The 19,676-nt window shown below is 47.6% G+C and carries 20 protein-coding genes; 9 read left to right on the top strand and 11 right to left on the bottom strand.

Annotated features, from left to right (window positions below):
* Nucleotides 1–28: 28 nt before the first annotated feature.
* Entirely contained in the window at nt 29–673 is a 645-nt protein-coding gene (locus DN062_RS05470) for a glutathione S-transferase family protein (RefSeq protein ID WP_112158314.1), read from the bottom strand.
* Between the two features lie 107 nt (nt 674–780).
* On the opposite strand from DN062_RS05470, the gene DN062_RS05465 reads away from it, so the two are divergent.
* The 7 genes from DN062_RS05465 (at nt 781) to hpaA (ending at nt 7,707) form a co-directional block, all read left to right on the top strand.
* Nucleotides 781–1,677, top strand: a complete 897-nt coding sequence (locus DN062_RS05465; RefSeq protein ID WP_112158312.1) for a LysR family transcriptional regulator — start codon at nt 781–783, stop codon at nt 1,675–1,677.
* 375 nt (nt 1,678–2,052) lie between these two features.
* The gene (hpaH, locus tag DN062_RS05460) at nt 2,053–2,856 is read left to right on the top strand and encodes a 2-oxo-hept-4-ene-1,7-dioate hydratase (protein WP_112158310.1); all 804 of its coding nucleotides are present in this window, start codon (nt 2,053–2,055) and stop codon (nt 2,854–2,856) included.
* 33 nt (nt 2,857–2,889) lie between these two features.
* Complete coding sequence (gene hpaI, locus DN062_RS05455) at nt 2,890–3,696, top strand: 4-hydroxy-2-oxoheptanedioate aldolase (RefSeq protein WP_112158308.1); 807 nt, start codon at nt 2,890–2,892, stop codon at nt 3,694–3,696.
* Nucleotides 3,697–3,725: 29 nt separating this feature from the next.
* Nucleotides 3,726–4,394: a fumarylacetoacetate hydrolase family protein gene (locus tag DN062_RS05450; RefSeq protein ID WP_112158306.1), complete on the top strand. Its 669-nt coding sequence runs from the start codon at nt 3,726–3,728 to the stop codon at nt 4,392–4,394.
* Between the two features lie 2 nt (nt 4,395–4,396).
* Nucleotides 4,397–5,179 (top strand): fumarylacetoacetate hydrolase family protein, encoded by a 783-nt coding sequence (locus DN062_RS05445; RefSeq protein ID WP_112158304.1) that lies wholly within the window; start codon nt 4,397–4,399, stop codon nt 5,177–5,179.
* 16 nt (nt 5,180–5,195) lie between these two features.
* Nucleotides 5,196–6,731 carry a 5-carboxymethyl-2-hydroxymuconate semialdehyde dehydrogenase gene (gene hpaE, locus DN062_RS05440; RefSeq protein WP_112158302.1) on the top strand — a complete coding sequence of 512 codons (1,536 nt, stop codon included), beginning with the start codon at nt 5,196–5,198 and terminating at the stop codon, nt 6,729–6,731.
* Between the two features lie 76 nt (nt 6,732–6,807).
* Complete coding sequence (gene hpaA, locus DN062_RS05435) at nt 6,808–7,707, top strand: 4-hydroxyphenylacetate catabolism regulatory protein HpaA (RefSeq protein WP_112158300.1); 900 nt, start codon at nt 6,808–6,810, stop codon at nt 7,705–7,707.
* Nucleotides 7,708–7,869: 162 nt separating this feature from the next.
* Here hpaA and DN062_RS05430 read toward each other — a convergent pair whose 3' ends face one another.
* The 9 genes from DN062_RS05430 to DN062_RS05390 all read right to left on the bottom strand — a co-directional run bounded on the left by DN062_RS05430 (nt 7,870) and on the right by DN062_RS05390 (nt 17,341).
* Nucleotides 7,870–9,282 (bottom strand): aldehyde dehydrogenase family protein, encoded by a 1,413-nt coding sequence (locus tag DN062_RS05430; RefSeq protein ID WP_239995717.1) that lies wholly within the window; start codon nt 9,280–9,282, stop codon nt 7,870–7,872.
* Between the two features lie 66 nt (nt 9,283–9,348).
* Complete coding sequence (locus DN062_RS05425; protein WP_112158299.1) at nt 9,349–10,650, bottom strand: alginate export family protein; 1,302 nt, start codon at nt 10,648–10,650, stop codon at nt 9,349–9,351.
* 63 nt (nt 10,651–10,713) lie between these two features.
* Nucleotides 10,714–12,207, bottom strand: coding sequence for a tripartite tricarboxylate transporter permease (locus DN062_RS05420; protein WP_112158297.1), 1,494 nt, complete (start codon nt 12,205–12,207; stop codon nt 10,714–10,716).
* A 14-nt stretch (nt 12,208–12,221) separates the two neighbouring features.
* Complete coding sequence (locus tag DN062_RS05415) at nt 12,222–12,767, bottom strand: hypothetical protein (RefSeq protein ID WP_112158295.1); 546 nt, start codon at nt 12,765–12,767, stop codon at nt 12,222–12,224.
* Nucleotides 12,768–12,852: 85 nt separating this feature from the next.
* Nucleotides 12,853–13,800 carry a tripartite tricarboxylate transporter substrate binding protein gene (locus DN062_RS05410; RefSeq protein ID WP_112158293.1) on the bottom strand — a complete coding sequence of 316 codons (948 nt, stop codon included), beginning with the start codon at nt 13,798–13,800 and terminating at the stop codon, nt 12,853–12,855.
* A gap of 38 nt (nt 13,801–13,838) precedes the next feature.
* Nucleotides 13,839–14,327, bottom strand: coding sequence for a universal stress protein (locus DN062_RS05405; RefSeq protein WP_112158291.1), 489 nt, complete (start codon nt 14,325–14,327; stop codon nt 13,839–13,841).
* 6 nt (nt 14,328–14,333) lie between these two features.
* Entirely contained in the window at nt 14,334–15,653 is a 1,320-nt protein-coding gene (locus DN062_RS05400; protein WP_112158289.1) for an NAD(P)/FAD-dependent oxidoreductase, read from the bottom strand.
* Nucleotides 15,654–15,715: 62 nt separating this feature from the next.
* Nucleotides 15,716–16,135: a RidA family protein gene (locus DN062_RS05395; protein WP_112158287.1), complete on the bottom strand. Its 420-nt coding sequence runs from the start codon at nt 16,133–16,135 to the stop codon at nt 15,716–15,718.
* A gap of 66 nt (nt 16,136–16,201) precedes the next feature.
* Complete coding sequence (locus tag DN062_RS05390; protein ID WP_112158285.1) at nt 16,202–17,341, bottom strand: ornithine cyclodeaminase family protein; 1,140 nt, start codon at nt 17,339–17,341, stop codon at nt 16,202–16,204.
* Nucleotides 17,342–17,550: 209 nt separating this feature from the next.
* Between DN062_RS05390 and DN062_RS05385 the strand changes: the two genes are divergently transcribed.
* Nucleotides 17,551–18,408 carry a helix-turn-helix domain-containing protein gene (locus DN062_RS05385; protein WP_112158504.1) on the top strand — a complete coding sequence of 286 codons (858 nt, stop codon included), beginning with the start codon at nt 17,551–17,553 and terminating at the stop codon, nt 18,406–18,408.
* A 229-nt stretch (nt 18,409–18,637) separates the two neighbouring features.
* Entirely contained in the window at nt 18,638–19,081 is a 444-nt protein-coding gene (gene hpaR, locus DN062_RS05380; RefSeq protein WP_112158283.1) for a homoprotocatechuate degradation operon regulator HpaR, read from the top strand.
* A 92-nt stretch (nt 19,082–19,173) separates the two neighbouring features.
* On the opposite strand, the gene DN062_RS05375 is transcribed toward hpaR, so the two are convergent.
* Nucleotides 19,174–19,665: a universal stress protein gene (locus tag DN062_RS05375; protein WP_112158281.1), complete on the bottom strand. Its 492-nt coding sequence runs from the start codon at nt 19,663–19,665 to the stop codon at nt 19,174–19,176.
* Between the last annotated feature and the right edge of the window lie 11 nt (nt 19,666–19,676).

Genomic DNA, 19,676 nt, shown 5'->3' with positions numbered 1-19,676 from the left:
TCATGAAGCAGACCTGCGCTCGTATCGCTTAACGCTCATAGGCAGGCATTTGCCAAGTTTCAGCACGAGCGGCTATCAACCACTCCTGCATTGCAGGAAGGTCATACATCGCCTGTGCCCAACGATCAAACGCAGATGATACCTTCAATCCATAATTTCGCACCCGCCACATCACGGGGGCAAACATGGCATCAACGTTACTAAAGCTTCCCGCTAAAAACGGGCCTGCTGGTTTATCGGCTTGCTCAAAGCGTGCCCAAATTTGCGCCAATCGTTGCAAGTCTTGAGCAACCGCCACACTCGGCTCCACCGCTTTTTCAGTACGGCAATTCATCGGAAACTGACTGCGCAATGCACTAAAACCACTGTGCATTTCGGCTGCAGCAGAGCGTGCCAAAGCACGTAACGCGCGCGACTCTGGCCATAATTGACACTCTGGATAGCCCTCAGCCAAGTATTCCAAAATTGCCAAACTGTCCCAAATAACCAAGTCGTCAGTGATGAGTACAGGCACCTGCGCGGGTAACACGTGCTGTGCACTGAACTGTTTTAAGCTGTCACCATGTGCAAAAGGAAGAAGTGTTTCTTCAAATGGAATACCCGCCACTTTCATCGCCAGCCAAGGTCTCAAGGACCAAGATGAATAATTTTTATAGGCTATATAGAGGTGCATATGACACTCCTTGATCACGTATTTAATGAATGAGTTTTTAGACTAATCCGCTATACTGGACAATAAAAGCGAATAATTTAAAACACATTGAATGGAATTTACGAACAATGACACCTAGACAAATCCGCAGTGTCTTAAAAGTACTCGATTTAGGGAGTGTCCAAGCGGCGGCTAAAGCACTGCACTTGGCGCCGTCTAGTGTCTCAGCTCAGCTAAAAGAGCTTTCGAATGAGTTAGGTTTACAACTCTTTGCATCCTATGGCCGTGGCTTAGTGCCTACGGCTGCAACACACCAACTCGAAGAAGCTTTTCGTAGCTTTGTTCATCAGGCCGACGAAATTCGTTACCGTGCGCAGCATCTCGGGAACGAAGCGCAAGGCCAATTACGTGTATTTGCACCCAGCTCTATGTGCATTTATCGGTTACCTGCATTAATTGAAGCGCTTCAACAAGATGCTCCAGGTATAGAGCTCTTACTGACGCATGAGCCTTTTGACTACCGCCGTGCATTTGAGCAGGGCGAACTCGATGCCGCCATTTTGGTGACTGAGTCTTTAACATCCAGCGGTGATTTAGCGCAGCATCCCTTGCATACAGAGGAGGTTATTTTTGTCTGTCATCCTCAACGTTTACAGAACTCAGCGCTCACGTTAGCTCAATTAACTGAACTCCCTGTGATCACGACGGAACCCGGATGTACCTACCGCGTCCGTGCCGAAGCGCATTTTCGCAGTCAGGGATTGCAACTCAAACCTCGACAATCCTTTGCCAATGTTGAGGTCATACGTCGTTGTCTTTTTGCTGACATGGGCATAGGACTTCTTCCGCGCTGCGTTGTCGAAGCGGATCTCTCGACGGGGCAGTTGCTCGAACAACCCGTGGTCGATACACCCTACTCATTTATTTCCAGCCTCGTGTATCCATCCGAACGCTTTCGCTCGCCGCTTTTGGATAGGTTGATTCAAGTGGTTGAAAGTCAATCGACGTATGGTGCAGGGCTTTAAGCTCTTACACATCACCCTACTCAAAAACAGACAATCGCTCTGAAATCTGTAATAGCGGGTTTCATTAAGCTGACAGACAATCAAAATAGCGTCACGACACTTCATACTAAAGTCGACCACACCCAAGCTCTAACTCCCTAAGCACGTCTTAACGTATTTTCTTCGGCGCTTTTTGAACAAGTCCACGGCCTGCTCTCCTTAATCATATAAGACTATATGTCACATATCTGAACATAATTCCACACTACACAGTTGACTTACTTAATATGTTAAGTAAAATGAAATCACATATTAGGCTATCAAATCTTTCAAATAGCGATTATTCATTATTTGAAAAAAAATTATCGCCTTCCACTCACATAAGGTGCTCTAGGCATGTTAACGACTGCGCAAATAGAAATAGCGGCCAACCGCCTTCATCAGGCAGAAGTCGAACGTAAACAAATACCGGCTTTAACACTTGAATATCCAGACATGGATATGGCTGATGCATATGCTATTCAAAAAAAATGGGTAGACCATAAGATTGAACAAGGCCGTAAGGTGATCGGCTATAAAATTGGCCTGACCTCAAGAGCCATGCAGATGGCATCAAATATAGACGAACCCGATTATGGCGTGCTATTGGATGACATGCTGTTTGAAGACGGGGCGACCATAAGGGCTGCAGATTTCCTCGATCCCCGTATCGAGGTTGAATTAGCGTTCATTTTGAAAAAGCCATTATTTGGCGAAAACGTCTCTATTTTTGATGTATTGGAGGCCACTGACTACGTCATTCCTTCTCTAGAGCTCATCGCCGCGCGTTGCCTTAGAACAGACCCCCTAACTGGCTATACACGCAAAGTATATGACACCATTTCAGACAATGCGGCGAACGCTGGAATTATTTTAGGCGGACGCCCCATTCGCCCGATGGACGTGGATCTTCGCTGGGCGGGCTGCATGCTCTATCTCAACGGACAGATTGAAGAAACAGGCCTAGCTGGTGGCGTATTAGGTAATCCTCTTAAAGGGATCACCTGGGTTTGCAAACGCTTCGCACCGCATGGCATAGGTTTAGAGCCCGGCCAAATTATTTTATCTGGATCCTTTACTCGCCCTGTGCCCGTTAAAGCTGGCGACACTGTTCATGCTGACTTTGGCTCACTGGGCAGCGTCTCACTGAACTTCGACTAAAAACACGTCGCTGAAATACAGCAGGAGTCGATCATGGAACTGCCTAAAAACCGCTTTAAACAAGGTTTGGACTCAGGCCAACCACAGTATGGCTTGTGGTTGGGTTTGCCTGACAACAGTGCGGCGGAGATAGCCGCTGTCGCTGGTTTCGACTGGTTGCTCATTGATGGTGAGCATGCCCCTTTTGATCTACGCACGATCATGTCTCACCTTCAGGCGCTGGCTCCCTACGATGTAGCACCGATCGTGCGCTGTGTAGAGGGTAATACCGCACTCATAAAACAGCTTCTTGATATTGGTGTGCAAACACTATTAGTGCCAATGGTGGATAGCGCCGAACAAGCCGAGCAACTGGTACGCGCTGTTCGTTACCCACCTGAAGGGATACGAGGACTGGGTACCTCTCTAGCCAGAGCGGCACGCTGGAACCAGATACCTGGATATCTACAAAACGCTAACCGTGAAATCTGTTTAATCGTGCAGGTTGAAACCGTCACAGCGATGGACAATCTTGACGCCATTTTAGCAGTTGAAGGTGTCGATGCTGTTTTCATAGGCCCCTCTGACCTATCAGCCTCTATGGGCTATGTCGGAGACGCCGGCAACCCAGCTGTCGTCACAGTCATTAACCAAGGGCTGAATAAGATCCGGGACGCTGGCAAGTACGCAGGTCTGCTCTGTCTCGACCCTTCATTAGCACAAGACTATATCAAACAAGGCGCCAATTTTGTCGGTGTCGGTGTCGATACCATGATTCTGGCCAATGAAACCCGAAAACTGGCACAACGCTTTAAGCAACAAACACCGATTAAAGATGAAAAACCTCAGGCTGGCTATTGATTGTCACCCTCAATACGAGAAGGTTAACCATGATTGCAAACACACTAGTGAAGAGTAAGCTGGTCTGTGTCGCGCTTAACGACAAACACCAACTGACGGCTTTACAGGATACATTTAAAAAAGACCCCTATAAAAAACCGCCTACCCAACCGGTTCTCTATTACAAGCCACGCAACACTTGGAATGTTGATGGTGCAGAAATCGAATGGGCCAAAGACTTTGACGGTCAGGATGTCGCCAGCATGGTCGTTGGTGCCAGCCTAGGCATCGTAATCGGTCAGGAAACCTGCCGTGTATCCGTTGAAAACGCCCTGGACTTTGTCGGTGGGTATACTCTGGTGGCAGACTACTCGCTACCTGAGAAAAACTACTATCGTCCAGATATTAAAGGGAAATGTTTAGATGGCTCCGCACCCGTAGGACCTAATATTATTTCCAGAAGCACGTTAGAAAACCTCGACGACCTGCAAGTGGTCATTAAGGTGAATGGCGAGCGTAAGAGCCTATTTGCACTTGCCGACATGGAGCGTAGCGTCGCTGAATTAATCAGCATCATCTCTCACATTATGACTCTACAACCAGGTGAAGTGATTGCTGTCGGCTTTGCGGGTGATCGCGTTCCGGTCGGTAAAGGTGACACAGTAGAAGCAAGCATTGAGGGTGTTGGCACCCTAACCAATACATTAGGAGGTGCCTAACCATGAGACACGCCCGTATCATTTTTGATGGTCGCGAACTGGATGTCGATATCGACTCAGCAGATCGAATCACAACCACTTCAGGTGAATTGCTCAATGTCACGCTGGATTCCGACCAAATCACATGGCTACCACCGGTTAAAGAGCCAGGCACTATTTTTGCTTTAGGTCTGAACTATGCCGATCATGCCACCGAGCTCGCGTTCGAGCCGCCCAAAGAGCCATTGGTCTTCATCAAGCATGCCAACACGCTGACAGGCCATAAGCAGATTAGCTATCGCCCAGATAGCATAGAGTTCCAGCACTATGAGTGCGAGTTAGTCGCTGTGATCGGCAAACGTGGCAAAAATATCAAGCGTGAAGACGCGCTAGACTATATCGCGGGCTATACCGTGTGTAATGACTTTGCTATCCGCGACTACCTTGAGAATTACTACCGTCCTAACTTACGGGTAAAAAGCAGAGACTCACTATTACCTATGGGGCCTTGGATCATCGATACTGCCGATGTGCCTGACGTGATGAACCTTCGCCTGACAACCGCTGTTAACGGCAAAATCACTCAGGATGGCTCCACCAAAGATATGATTTTTGACGTGCCATTTTTGGTCGAGTATCTCAGCAAAATCATGACACTCAACCCAGGCGACATGATTGCCACAGGCACACCTCATGGTGTCGTGGATATGCAACCTGGCGACATTGTCGTATGCAGTGTTGAAAACATCTGCTCCCTAGAGACTCGCATTGTCTCTGAGCAAACCTATTACGGCGACAAATACTAAGTTCGGGAGAATATCCATGAGTGATACACTGAAAACCAATTTAGAGCGTGCTGAACACTATCTCGAACGCTTCAAACAAAATACCACAGGCCATTATATTAACGGCGAATTCACCCTTGGCAAGGGTGGTAAGGAATACGATAACCACACGCCTACCGACAATAGCTCGCTTGGCAAAGTGATGGCTGGATCTGTCGAGGACATGAATGCAGCTTGTGAAGCCGCTGAAGCCGCATTTGAGAGCTGGTCTAACACACCTGGATCTGAACGGAAACGCTTGCTTAATAAGTTCGCGGATCGATTGGTCGAGCGTGCTGATGAAATCGCATTAGTAGAGTCGATGGACTGCGGACAAGCCATTCGCTTTATGAAACAGGCCGCGCTTCGTGGTGCTGCCAACTTCCGTTTCTTTGCTGACAAAGCACCTGAAGCACAGAACGGCCTAGCACTGCACCAAGAAGAACACACCAACTATACAATTCGAAAAGCAATAGGGCCTGTAGGGATTATCACCCCTTGGAACACGCCTTTCATGCTATCGACTTGGAAAATTGCCCCCGCACTTGCTGCAGGTTGTACAGTGGTTCACAAGCCTGCGGAATTAACTCCGTTAAGTGCCTATATTCTTGCCGAAATCGCCGATGAAGTGCTGCCAAAAGGCGTGTGGAATATGGTGAATGGCTTTGGTGAAGGCGTTGGTAAACGCATGACTGAACACCCGGCTATCAAAGCCGTAGCCTTAGTCGGCGAAACGGCAACAGGCTCCCATATCATGCGCCAAGGTGCTGATACGCTAAAGCGCATGCACTTTGAACTCGGTGGAAAAAACCCAGTCATCGTCTTCGATGATGCCGATTTTGAACGCGCACTGGATGCCGTTGTGTTCATGATTTACAGCTTAAATGGTCAGCGCTGCACCTCTTCTAGCCGCCTACTGATCCAGAGCGGTATTCGCGATCGCTTTATTGCTGCACTTGAGCAACGCGTGCGTAATCTTCGTGTCGGCCACTCACTCGACCCGGAAACTGAAGTCGGGCCACTGGTTGCCACCGAACATTACAACAAAGTACTGAGCTATTTCGACATCGCTAAACAAGATGGCGCTACCACTGCTGTTGGTGGTCGTCGCATCAGCGAAGCAAAAGGCAATATTAATCCAGCCGGAAACTACCTAGAGCCAACGCTCTTCACGGGAGCTAATAATCAAATGCGCATCGCCCAAGAAGAAATCTTCGGGCCTGTGCTGACGGCCATCAGCTTCGACACGGAAGAAGAAGCCGTTCAGATTGCCAATGACACCCAATATGGCTTATCCGGCTATATTTGGACTGAAAACACGGGGCGTGCGATGCGCATGGCCAAACAGGTTGAAGCTGGAATGTTGTGGGTAAACTCAGAAAACAATCGTAATCTTCCTTCGCCCTTTGGCGGCGTGAAAATGTCCGGTATTGGCCGTGATGGCGGCGACTGGAGCTTTGATTTTTATATGGAGACAAAAAATGTCTGCATTGCCCACGGCACTCACCGTGTCCCTACTCTGGGCAAACATTAATCATCGTCTCTAGCTGCAATCCAGTTGGCACCTTAGTGTACCGACTGGATTGCGACTTTGATGCTACAATAGATTCATGAGTACATCAGAGCACCGTGAATGGATACCCAATATAATTCTAGGACAGGATTATGACCGTCGTTATATAGACGACCCTATACATTATGACGCCTTGGAAAACTTGGCCGTTTTTTTCGGTCGAGATATGCCCGTTCATCGTCATGCTCAATATCTACAACTGCATTATATTGACCGTGGCGATCTCTGTTTCCACATCGATGATAAAATATACCAAGCACAAGGTCCTGCATTAGTATTGACCCCACCCTCGGTTCCCCATTCATTTTTAACGCGTGAAGACGCCTGTGGACATGTACTCACCTTGCATCAATCCTTACTCTGGCAATTGCTTAAATCGGGCGTAAAACATGAATACGAGCATGAAATCTGTATTTCTTTAAACGATTTAAATGAGCAAGAGAAAAACCATTGGCACACTCTGGTAGAAACCCTAGAGAATATTCGAGATGAATGGCAGCAAAGTTATCCTTCTCGCGATTTGGCTTTGCAAACGCTGGTCATCCTGCTACTGATTACGGTCAGCAGGCTCACTCAGGCACGCGCTCAAAGCACCTCGGTCAACGTTAATATTGATGACCTACAGAGCTTTCGGATGTTTTCAAACTTAATACAAGATCATTATCGTGAACACTGGCAACTCACCGAGTATACCCGCACACTGGGTCTTTCAGAGAGTCGTCTACATCTCATTTGTCGCCGGATAGCCAATCGCTCCCCGAAGAAAATTATTCACGATCATTTAATTCAAGAAGCCAAGCGATTACTTACATTTAGTGACCTTTCCTGCAGTGATATCGGCTATCAATTAGGATTCAGCGATCCTGCGTATTTCGCGCGTTTCTTTAAACGCCATACGAGTTTGACAAGTCAGCAATTTCGTCAACAACAGCGTTAACTCACGCTGCATGTATTAAAACTCGCCCCCTATAGAACAGAAGCACTAACGTGCAGACACCCTTAAGCTCTGTCTCCTGATAAGATTTCACGCTAAAAAGGCTCCCTTACGGGAGCCAAAAGTCACCTATCCGTTAAGCAGTGACCAGGGGGAAATAAACAATTACTTATGTCGATTGATGACCTGAAGCTGGGTGTACTCAAGAAGCCCTTCTACACCAAACTCAACACCCACGCCAGACAGTTTACAGCCGCCAAAAGGGATATGGGGTAGTACTTCTGCATGTTTGTTTATCCACACGGTGCCGCACTCCAACTGACACGCAACCGTCTCAGCCAACTCAAGATCTGAACCCCATACCGACCCTCCTAAACCAAAATCACAGCTATTCGCCATGCGCACGGCGTCTTCTATCTGCGAATAGGAGATAAGGGGTAACACTGGGCCAAACTGCTCTTCATCAACTAGGCGTACTCCGTTCGAAACATTGGACACGATGGTTGGCGGATAAAAATATCCCGGCTCTGAGCTGGCTTCACCACCACAAACAATGTGCCCTCCATTGCGACGAGCGTCTTCAACTAACTCTGAAACCAGCTGATACTGTCTGGCATTTTGTACAGGGCCAAAGGTTGTTGCAGGATTGAGTCCGTCTCCGACGACTTGGTTGGAGGCAAGGTTAGCCAATACCTTACACATCTCTTCATACTGACTTTCGTGGACATAAAGTCGCTTAATGGCCGCACAGGTTTGTCCCATGTTCAGAAATGCGGTGTTAAAAATGCTCTCTGCAACTTGATTGATATCAGTATCTGGAAGGACAATTGCAGCATCATTACCACCGAGTTCAAGTGTCAAACGCTTGAGCGTATTGGCGGAGTTAGACAAGATACGCTGGCCCGTTGGGGTAGACCCTGTAAAGATCACTTTATTGATGTCGATGTGGCTGCTGATGGCATTGCCAATGTCGGCCTCACCCATTACAACGTTTACAACCCCCTTGGGCAGCACTTCGTTGATAATTTCCACAAGGCGCAGTGTATTCAAGGGCGTCAAGCCAGAGGGTTTGGAAATAACCGTATTGCCGGTGCGCAGTGCTGGCATAATGTGCCAGATAGCAATCATTAGGGGCCAGTTCCAGGGTGTGATCGAGGCAACAATCCCAAGCGGCTTTCGGTGAGCGGTAATATATCGGGTATCACTATTCTCGAAAACCTGCTCTGGGATTTCCAGCTCCGCATTATAGCGTGTCCAACCCGCTGCAGCTCCGACTTCTACCTGAGCAAGTGACAGAGGCTTACCCTGTTCCTGCACGATAATTCTCGCCAGTTCATCGGCATTTTGCTCCAGACGATCCGCGATCTCGTGCAGGAGACGTTTACGCTCAGCATCCGATGTCTGACTCCAAGCTGGGTAAGCCCTTTTTGCCGCCGCAACGGCTTGGTCAAGCTGTTCGGTACTGGCCATATTGCACTGGCAAATAATGTCTTCGGTCGCTGGATTGATAACGGAGAAGGGCTCGCCAGCACCGACGACGGGCATACCATCGATTAGCATCGTTTTTATATTTATCATACGTATATCCTATGGATTAAGACAAGAGACTACCGCCCCTTGCCACCAGTTGATGTGAGAGTGATATCAGAACGGAACAACGACAACAAATTGGCCATACACGTTGTTCTTTTTGCCACCTATCTGACTCGTATTACTGTTGTCAGGGGAGTAGACACCTATCAACGGGCTCACAATCAGATTGGGAGTTATGACCCATTCTGCATATAGGTTGATCTCCTGAGCATCATTGGCACCGCTACCCGCCCTATCCTTAAAGTCAAAATATAGGGCACCCACGCTTAACATTTCAGTCGGCGAGGCTTTAACGCCTATGTGATGCACATCGGCACCTGAATTGAATGGACCGGCATAGTTGGCTGCAACCTCACCTTGGAACCAGGTTCCATACCCACGATTAAATCCGAAGAACAGAGGGTCAAAACCTGTGTCAAAAGAGGAATAACGGTAGTTTACGCTCGGTGACCAAGGCAGATCAGCAAAGGTCCAGCCTGCTTCGGCATACCACGCATCGGCGCTTGCAGAGCTATCTCCTTGATCTTGGGTCACAAACTCGCCTGATAGGAAGAGATTCTCAACACCTGCATTGCCCTGATAACGCAAACTAATGGTTTCCTGACCATCTCGCGCACTCGCACCAAAGGCATCAAGCCCTTTGATATAGCTGACACCAAAGGTACCTTCAGGAATCACGTATTCAGTATTGATACCGGCAAGCTCCATCTTGGACTGAGCAAGGTTATCGGACTCCAGCCAAAATAGGTCAGCCCGAATCCCCTCTTCGCCACCAATACGAACAATGGCAGTCCGATCAAACGCCTTACGACCTGCCAACCAATACGCACCGCCACGATCCAGTTCCGGATCAAGTCCGTCGCCAAAATTCAGCGCATCTCCATTAATAAGAAAACCATCGCCGATGGAAAAATTCTGACGCCCGAAGGAAATGTCGAGCCCATCTTGACCGAGTGCGGGGAACAGATCTCCAGAACGCCATCCTAGGTAAGCATCTTCCAGATCGGTCTTAGACTCATTACCGGAAGTAAAGCCTGCTGCATCACCATCCCCCCAAGTAGCGGTACTGACTAGATTCAAGCCACCATATACGGAGGCATTGCTTCCACTATAGGCGTGCTGTCCCGAAAAACCGTATTTGATATACCCTTCCTGCCAATCTGAGCCACCTCCTTTGCTATTTGGCTGGTAGTTTTTTTTGCTAGAGAACACACCAAAAACAGCCTCGATATCTAAGTTTAATTCTGTGCCATTTTCACTGTAGAGAGTATGTGCAGTGGCAGAACCTGACGCCAAGGCAATCGCCGAGCCAAGCAAAACTGCCGTTAAAGAAGGTTTCATATTTTTTGTCATCGGTTTATTCCTCAGCATGACTAGAGACAAGTATTTTTTATTTTCAAAAGGATAATTAGGCGATTACTGTTGATGCTTCTCCTTTTTAGATTCCCGATGCTGGCTCCAAGCGTACACACCGATCGAAAGTAGAATCATAATGAACAATGTCAGGCTAATGGGTCGTTGCAAGAAGATGGTAATATCGCCACCCGCTACGCCTAGAGCCTGTTGGGTTCTAGCCAAGAACAGCGGACCAAGAACAAGACCTAAAACAATGGGTACTGCAGGTATATTGTTGCGTTTAAGTACATAACCGAAAACTGCAAACCCCAGTGCAATTAAACAGTCACTGAATTGGAAGTTTTGGCTATAACTACCGATAAAACCCAGTACCAAAATAAAGGCACCAATAAACCGACCCCGAATTCGGGTCAAATTAACAATCCATTTAGTCGCAAAGGTTAGGTAGGTAAACGCCACTAGATTCATTAGCAGAAGTGAAATGTACAGTCCTGAAATAAACTCAGGCCGTTCGACAAACAGGGTTGGTCCAGGAATATAGTTGTGTACCATAAATACAGCCAGCATCATCGCCATCAATGCATCCGCTGGAATCCCGAAAGCCAACAAGGGCACCATAACCGATCCGGTGACGGCATTATTGGACGTTTCCGTCGCAATAAGCCCCTCAGGTGCTCCATTGCCAAATTGCTCTGGTGTTTTAGAAAACTTCTGTGCCAAGGTGTACGAAAAAAACTGTGAACCAAATTCACCAACACCGGGTAACAATCCCATAACGACACCCAGCGCAGCCGAGCGAATTACCGTTACTTTGTGTTTTAACAGATCAAATACACCTGAAAAAATACCGCTTCCTGTCAACTTTGTGACCTGTGCATCATTGCCTCTTTGTGACAGCAGTATGAACGCTTGAGACATCGCAAACAGGCCAATAACAGCAGGCACCAAAGGTATACCGGACAGCAACCAGCTTTGTCCGAACGTGTATACTTGAGTGCTATAGGATAGGTTCAATCCAATGGTGCCCAGAAAAATGCCCAAGCCCAGCATCATTGCAGCTTCGATCACATGTTTGCGGTGTGCCAGTACAACAAAGACCATCCCCAAAGCAGCCAACATGGCAAACTCAGCTGAACCAAACTTGCGTGCAATCTGTGATAAAGTCGGTGCCAACATAACCAGAGAAAAGACACTGATCAGGCCACCAACAAAGGACGATGTATAGGCAATAGACAGGGCTCTGCGCGCTTCCCCGCGTTTGGCCATAGGATAGCCGTCATACGTGGTTAAAACAGCGACGGGTGTACCAGGAGTATTCAATAAAATAGCGGGGATCGCACCTCCGTACCAAGCGCCGCCATAAACACCCAACAGCAGCGACACACCCGCCAAGGGCTCCATCGAGAAACTGATAGGAAGTAGGATGGCCATGACACCTGCGGGTTCAAGTCCTGGAATAGAACCAATAGTGACGCCAATTAATGCCCCAATAATGATTGCCACAATGACATCAAACGTCGCTATTTCGTTCAAGCCTAACAGTATTGCATCCATAGTGATCAAACCTCTCAGAGATAACGATTGGCAAAGTCTGCCAAATGATCGGGTAAGAGTGAGTACAGCCACACATCAGGCAACCATACAGAAACGGCCACACGGAAGATGAGAACCAACGCAATCAGAGTACCAATCGTGGCGAGCACCCAAGTCCGATTAAACAACCGAGATAGCCAGAGCAGCACCGTTACAAAAATAAACGTGGCAGGTACAAAACCAATAATGGATAGCGATTTAATATAGAGGTAAAAAAGCACGGAAGAGATGAGCGCCGTTCGATAGCTATCAAGCATTGCTACCAGACTATCAAGAGGATTCTGCCGGAACACAGTACTGCGCCACGCATTGCCATCACCACGTGAGAGCTGAATCACTCTATAAGCCGAGAAAATGGCCATGATGCTCAGCCCCAGCAATGACCCCATCATCGGCTGTGTATACCACCCTCGTCTGGTGTCTACCCAAGCGGCTTGCTCCGGTATCAGCATGAGCAGCACGACAGAGATGATAAGCAAGATCCAATAAATATCGACTTTGACAAGAGGTTTATTAGGCACGGTGATAGCTCTTTCAGATAATCGATTAATCAAAAAGTCAGGGGATAGAGACGACCTAGATAAGAAGCCGCCCCCTTACTCGAAACTACTTGTTCATGTACTCGAGCAATTCTTTGGTATTTTCGAAATCCTTGGCCACCAGCTCTTCTGCTTCACTTCCGCCAATCCAGTAGATACCGGCACCCGTGGAGTTACTCAGATCACGGACGCGATCAGAATTCAGAGCGGCCTGAGCAATATCGGCAATTTTCTCTTTCACGCTATCCGGTGTACCTGCCTTCACAAACAGGCCATTCCATGTTGTTTGAGTGATACCCGTCTGTTCGGCAAGGGTGGCAATCTCAGGTGCAATGCTTAAGCGCTCATAGGTCATAGACGTCAGAATTTTCACTTCTCCTGACTTTAAACAGGACAGAATCAGCTGAGTCGTGGTGTTGATGATGGTCGCATCACCTGTTGCAAGCGTCGCGCAGTTATTTTCATCAAAGGCAGCATCGCTGGCGATACGAATCCCTTGCTGTTCTGCAGCTTGGAAGGTAATGGCGGTAGGTAACGCTTGATAGCCGAAATGCCCAAGAGAGACGTTATTTTCTTTGGAGTATTCGGCCAATTCTGCCAGATTGTTATAAGGTGCATCGGCATTCGCTGCAATGACAAAGGGATAATCGAGGAAAATTCCTACAGGTTCAAAGGTATTCTGGTCGTAAGGCGCATTACCGGAATGAATGTGAGTTGTTAATATGTCGGCAACGAACGAGCCGATCATCTGACCATCTGCTCGAGCTCTCGACACATCCAACGCACCCACAATGCCACCACCACCGGGCTTATTAACGACAGAAGCAGGAACACCTGTTTGTTTATGCATTTCTTCTGCAATCATGCGAGTCACTATGTCTTCCAAGTCACCCGGTGGCCAAGGTACAACAAAGTTTACAGGGCGTTTTGGATAATCGGCCACTGCCGATACAGAAGCCAAAAGCGGTGAGATTGCCAGTGTAGCAATGAACAGGGTTTTAGTTATTTTCTTCATTGTGTTACCTCGTAATTGATAAGATTAACCCGAACTGTCTACTTCCCCTTCAGAGGAACGATCAGCACAGGTGTGGATGTTTGTTGAATGACTTTTTGTGTTGTAGATCCCAGAAATATGCGCGATGCGGTAGAACCTCCACGATCCCCCATCACAATTAGGTCGGCATTTTGACTTCGAGCAACATCGACAATGACTGTGTCAGGTTTTCCGATCCTTACCTCAATTTGAGGTGCCTTCTTCAGTTTGATATCACTCGGTATTTCACTTTCCAGAAAATCTGAAATGCGTTGTTCGATTTTGGCTCGATATTGATCCATGAGCTGACGGGTATGCTTCAACTGAGCCTGAGATATCAGATAATCCCGAATCATCGCATCGGCATCTGTAACCGGTGGTTCAATGGCATGCAAAAAAATGATATGCGCTTCATGTCGCACGGCTTGCTCTACAGCCATTCGAAATGCAGGGCGGCTGCCTTCCGCGATGTCAGATGCATAAACGATGGTTCTTACTTTCGGTAGCATGCTGTTTCACCCTCTTTTTGCATCGTAGCCTGTTCTAAGCCGACTAAATCGATAAGGCGCTGGATCAATAATCGGGTGAACACCGCTGACTAAATCGGCAGCCAACTGACCTGCGGCAGGACCTGTCCCAAAACCATGCCCTGAAAACCCCGTGGCAACAAAAAGACCAGGAATGGCTTCAATATGGTCAATCACCGGATTAGAGTCTGGAGTGACATCAATCAAACCCGCCCAGGCCTCCTCAACTCTGGCTTCATCAAATGCGGGCCAGGCCGCTTTCAGGTTATTCAGTGCATCTTGATTCAATCCAGTATTAGGATGCGGATCGTTGGTACGAACCTGCTCGAAAGGCGTCTGAGAATCCGATGTCCAGCGCCTCTTCATTTTCAAATCCTTCACAAATTCCCGACCCAAACCGATTTTTAAAAAGCTCCGTTGAGTTCGCAGCTGCTCTAGGTAACGGTGACCGATCAGCAAATGATCCAGCGTAACAGGCGCATCAAGCTTGCCACGCTGCGTAATGATGTAGCCCCCGTCCTGATGCTTGCGGAAAGAAAAATTGGGGCCACCCACGGCAATATCAGTAGGACCTTCCATCGGTTGGGTTCTCAGTACGGAGCAGATCAGTGGCAATGTAGGCAATGAAACTCCCAGATTACCCAGAAAACGACGTGACCAAGCACCTCCAGCTAACAGCACCTGTTCGCAACGAATTTCACCTTTTTCGGTTACGACACCCGATACTTTTCCAGCCGACATCGTTAAGGTGCGAACGGCGCAGTTCTGTATCAGAATTGCCCCCTTTTTCATCGCGGCATTGGCAATAGCACTGGTGGTGATCGCAGGTTCAGCGTAACCATCAGATGGGGTATAGATCCCCCCGACCCAAGCTCCCTTGCCTCCTGGAACCAGCTGATCGATCCCCGCAGGTGAGAGAAGTTTGGAGTCCAGCTCAAGAGGATGGACGGATTGATGCCAAGCCTCATATATCGCCATCTGTTCTTGCGTGCGCGCCAGGAACATGATGCCGGCCTGACGATACCCCACAGAACGCCCAATACGTTCAGGCATCTGCGCCCATAGACGGTCAGCGGCCTGCGCCATCGGAACATCGCCAGCATGACGACTGGTCTTGCGAATCCATCCTAGGTTACGGGATGATTGCTCGCCGGCAATCTGGCCTTTTTCGAGCAGAACCACAGAGATATTGCGCTCGGCCAACGCCAAAGCGGCAGATACACCCACAATACCACCACCAATAATGACCACCTGTGTTGAGGCTGGCTGTTCATCTGATGTATTAACGCGTTCCAGTGCTTTCGTCATTGCAGTTGCCCTGATGCCTGTACAACGAGGTCACCCTTAGGCTGCGACCTCGAAGGATATTATTAAGCGATGGTGATTTCTTCGACTTGGGCTTTAGACGCACCGCGAAACGCGGTGACTTCAAGCTCAACCTTATAAACGTTAGAACCCAGTGGCGGGCACGTAACGGTTGTTGCCGGGTTAATGCCACGGAACTTGCTGCCAATGAATTCCATAACCTTTGGGGTGTCTTCTGGGTACTGGATGAAAACGCGTGACATCACAACGTCCGCCAGCGAGGCATCAACGGCCGCCAGTGCTCTTTCTATATTTCTAAATACCTGCTCCGTCTGCTCAATCACGTCCTCCGGAATTTCTTGGGTATCTGGGTTACGGCCAGCCGTGTTGGAGACGTGGATTAAATTATCCACAGCGACGACGCGAGAATAGCTCGCAATCTCTTCAAACTTGGAGCCTGTTTTAACTTTGATGATCTTGGTCATGGGTTTAATCCTAAAAAATATTTAATTAATCAATTAGATCCGACAAAATTGCTTCATTATTGAGCATCAGCGAAGGACCGGGGTCTCCCAAAGATTCAAGGTGACTCCGATTTTTTTCTCGCGTGCAGTACGATAAATTTTGGTTGCCCAAGCCACATCTTCTACTGGCATACCACCCACAGACATGATGATGATTTCATCGTCGTTCTGACGTGCTGGCGCATCTCCCGCGAGAATGGCACCTAGGTCCTCAAGCTCATCACTGGACATTAAGCCGTCTTCAATCATGTCCATAAAGCGCATGCCGACTAAGGGGATATAATGATGAGCGGGCTTAGGCACCTCTTCATACCAAGCTTTATAGAGTCCGATACTGTCCATCACCTTACGAACACCAGGACCACTCATGCCATCATCTAGACTGCAGCTGGCGGGCATTGCTAGATAGGCACCAGGCTTGACCCATTCACGCTTGACGATCGGATACTTGGAGGGGTCACCTACTTCACCCGAGTTGCAATAAGTGACAATATCGGAACCACGAACAACCTCTTCGTTGCTATCAACAACCTGAACATTGGTGATTTGAGGGTATTCCTGTTCGACCCAGGCGATAAAGTTTTCTAGGCTCTGCTGACCGCGCCCCTTAATCTTAATCGTGTCAATACTGGGGCGAACGGCCATAAACGACGCAACCGATGTTTTACCCATAACACCCGGGCCAAGCAGGCCAATTACCTTAGCGTCTTTGCGTGCCAAGTGCCGCGCCCCCACACCCGGAATTGCGCCAGTACGGTAAGCTGACAACAAGTTGGCTGACATATACGCCAGCGGAGCACCTGTATCGATATCGCTTAAAATAAACATCAAAATCGAGCGCGGCAGGCCTTTTTCTCGGTTAGCAATATTAGAGCCGTACCATTTAACGCCACAGGTCTGGAAGTCACCGCCCAAATACGCGGGCATCGCCATTAAGCGCCGGTCAGCAGTCGGCTTGGGCATCGTCGGAAAGGGTGAATTCTCTGGAAAAGTAATCATCGCGCCATGGGAGTCACTGTTTGGCCCCGCCATCCGATAATCCCCCTTATGAAGCAAAATAAACATTTCCTCCATCGTATCGACGCAAGCGGACATATCCGTAACACCGGCTTTGATCATCTCCGGCTCAGAAAGATAAATAAAATCAATTTTTGTATTTATAGACATTGGATCACCCGTAACTTTATATCGCGACTATCGTATTTAGCGCTGTTCTGCCACGTCATGATTTGGTAATCATTCCGTCACTTTTCTCGATAGTAGCCTTAGCAAAAGCACTCGTATTGAATATTTACGACATTTGATAAAAAGGACTGGATTGTTATGGAATGATTATTGCTAGTTATTTTTCAACTAAACCCAAGCTGGTACTTAATATGTTAAGTGTTCCTATTAGTAACAAATTACACGTTACATTTAGTAACAAAACAGCAGGAGCATATGTTGAGCAGCCATGGTTTGTATTAACCTCGTCGAAACACTATGACCTTGCTATTAGCAAGGATAAAATCATTTCCCAATGTTATACATTTGAAGCGGATCATTCTGAGGGTCCGACCTTCGCTATCCCTGATGGCTGCATTGATATCCTCTTCGATTGTGACCAAACTAACCCAGAGGCAAAGGTTTGCGGCTCTACGCTAGAAGCACGTAATGCTGAATTAAAACATCGACATAGATACTTTGGAGTGCGTTATAAGCTTGGAGTTATACCCGGTTTCCTCGGCGTTTCAGCAGATGAGCTTGTCAACAGCGAGGTGGATCTTTTGGATATCATGCCAAGGCTTGAATCTGCCTTCGCACAAATCGTGAGTGAGGGTGATTTTGGCAATCAAGTGGAGATATTCAGGCGCTGCTATGAGGGTAAAACACCCAGAACCCCCTCACCTCTAACCTTAGAAACAATTAAAATTATCTGCGAGAAAAAGGGTACTCTGCGTATCGGACAGCTGGAAGCGCTTACTGGCTATACCTGCCGCACCCTGCAACGACAGTTTCAAAGCGATATGGGCATGTCGCCAAAAGCCTTCAGTCGTATTGTGCGCTGTCAGTTTGCGGTCCATGAGATCAATTGCCAAAACAGCATAGCGTTTTCTGATCTTGCATCTGACCTTGGCTTCAGTGATCAGCCACATTTTCTACGCGAATTCAAAAAGTGTGTTTCAGCCACACCAGCCAACTACCAACGGCAAGTACAGCAGAGCGCTTACATGCAACGAATACGATGCGCATGAACCAAAAAAGTGCAAAAAATCAAAAATTGCACACATATATTCCAAGCCAACAGAAAAACACACTGAGTGAAAACGCTGTAAAGAAACAAATCCATAGACTTTTTCAATTTCGATTAAAATCATAAAAGTAAATTTTTATTAAAAGTGCTATTCTCTATAAAACCACTCGCTAAATAATATAAAATGTATACCTCATACATAACCAGTATTTTTATAAGTGTAAATTTTAATGCTCAAATACGAAGAATCCTTACCACTCAAATTACTTAAAGCTCGTGAAGCTACCATGAACTTTTTCCGTCCTGTACTCTTGGACATTTCATTGACTGAACAGCAATGGCGAATTATTCGAGCGCTCGCTGAGCATAAAGAACTTGAGTCTAAACAATTGGCTGATCTATGTTGCATCCTAAGCCCAAGTCTTACTGGTATTATTAGTCGATTAGAACAGCAAGGCTACATACAGCGACGTCGATCCAATGAAGACCAACGACGAATATTAATTAGCCTGACCGAAAAAGCAGAGGCCATGTTTAAGTGCGTGACGCCGTTACTGGAAGAGCGGTACCAAGAGATTACAGAACAATTTACTCAGGAAAACCTAGATCAACTCTACGAACTTCTGAACAAACTTACGCAAATAAAACCGGCAAGTGATGGCTCGAAACCATAATGAACAATAGCCCTAAGCAGCCTAAAAATAGATTCACTGCTAAGCAGCTTAGCTGCTGGGCATTCCCAGCAGCTAAGTCAAAACAACTCGGACTAGTCATCCTCCAAGGGCACAACGAACACTGGGCGTTTAGAATGAGTCAGTGTTTTAACGGCTGTCGAACCCAGTAAAATCTGATTCAGAGCTGAATGTTTACGTGTCCCCATAACGATGACATCGGCATCCATCTCGTCAGCGACCTTTAGGATCACCTTCCAAGGCGTGCCCTCCTCGACTCTGACGTCAACCTGCGCAATATTCAAACTATCCTGCGCCTCTAGCTCCTGTTGACAAAACCTCTCCAGTCTCACAGCAACCTTTTCACGTAACTTTTCAACGCCCTGTTTTAAAAATCCGTCGATATCCTCCTTTTCCATCATGTTACTGAGCACACTTTTTGCCGTGGCGGATACCGCCTCAATCACATGCAAGTAAGTCAGCTGTGCATCATAGTGATTACAAAGGCTAACTGCTGCACGAAATGCAGGTCTTGAGCCCGCTTCTAGATCTGACACATATAGTATTTTGCGAAAATTAGACAGCATGAAACCCCCTG

The organism is Nitrincola tibetensis (assembly GCF_003284585.1).
In the GTDB taxonomy this organism is placed as follows: Bacteria; Pseudomonadota; Gammaproteobacteria; order Pseudomonadales; family Balneatricaceae; genus Nitrincola; species Nitrincola tibetensis.
The sequence above is the reverse complement of the archived record's forward strand: the minus strand, read 5'-3'. Positions and strand labels throughout refer to the sequence as shown.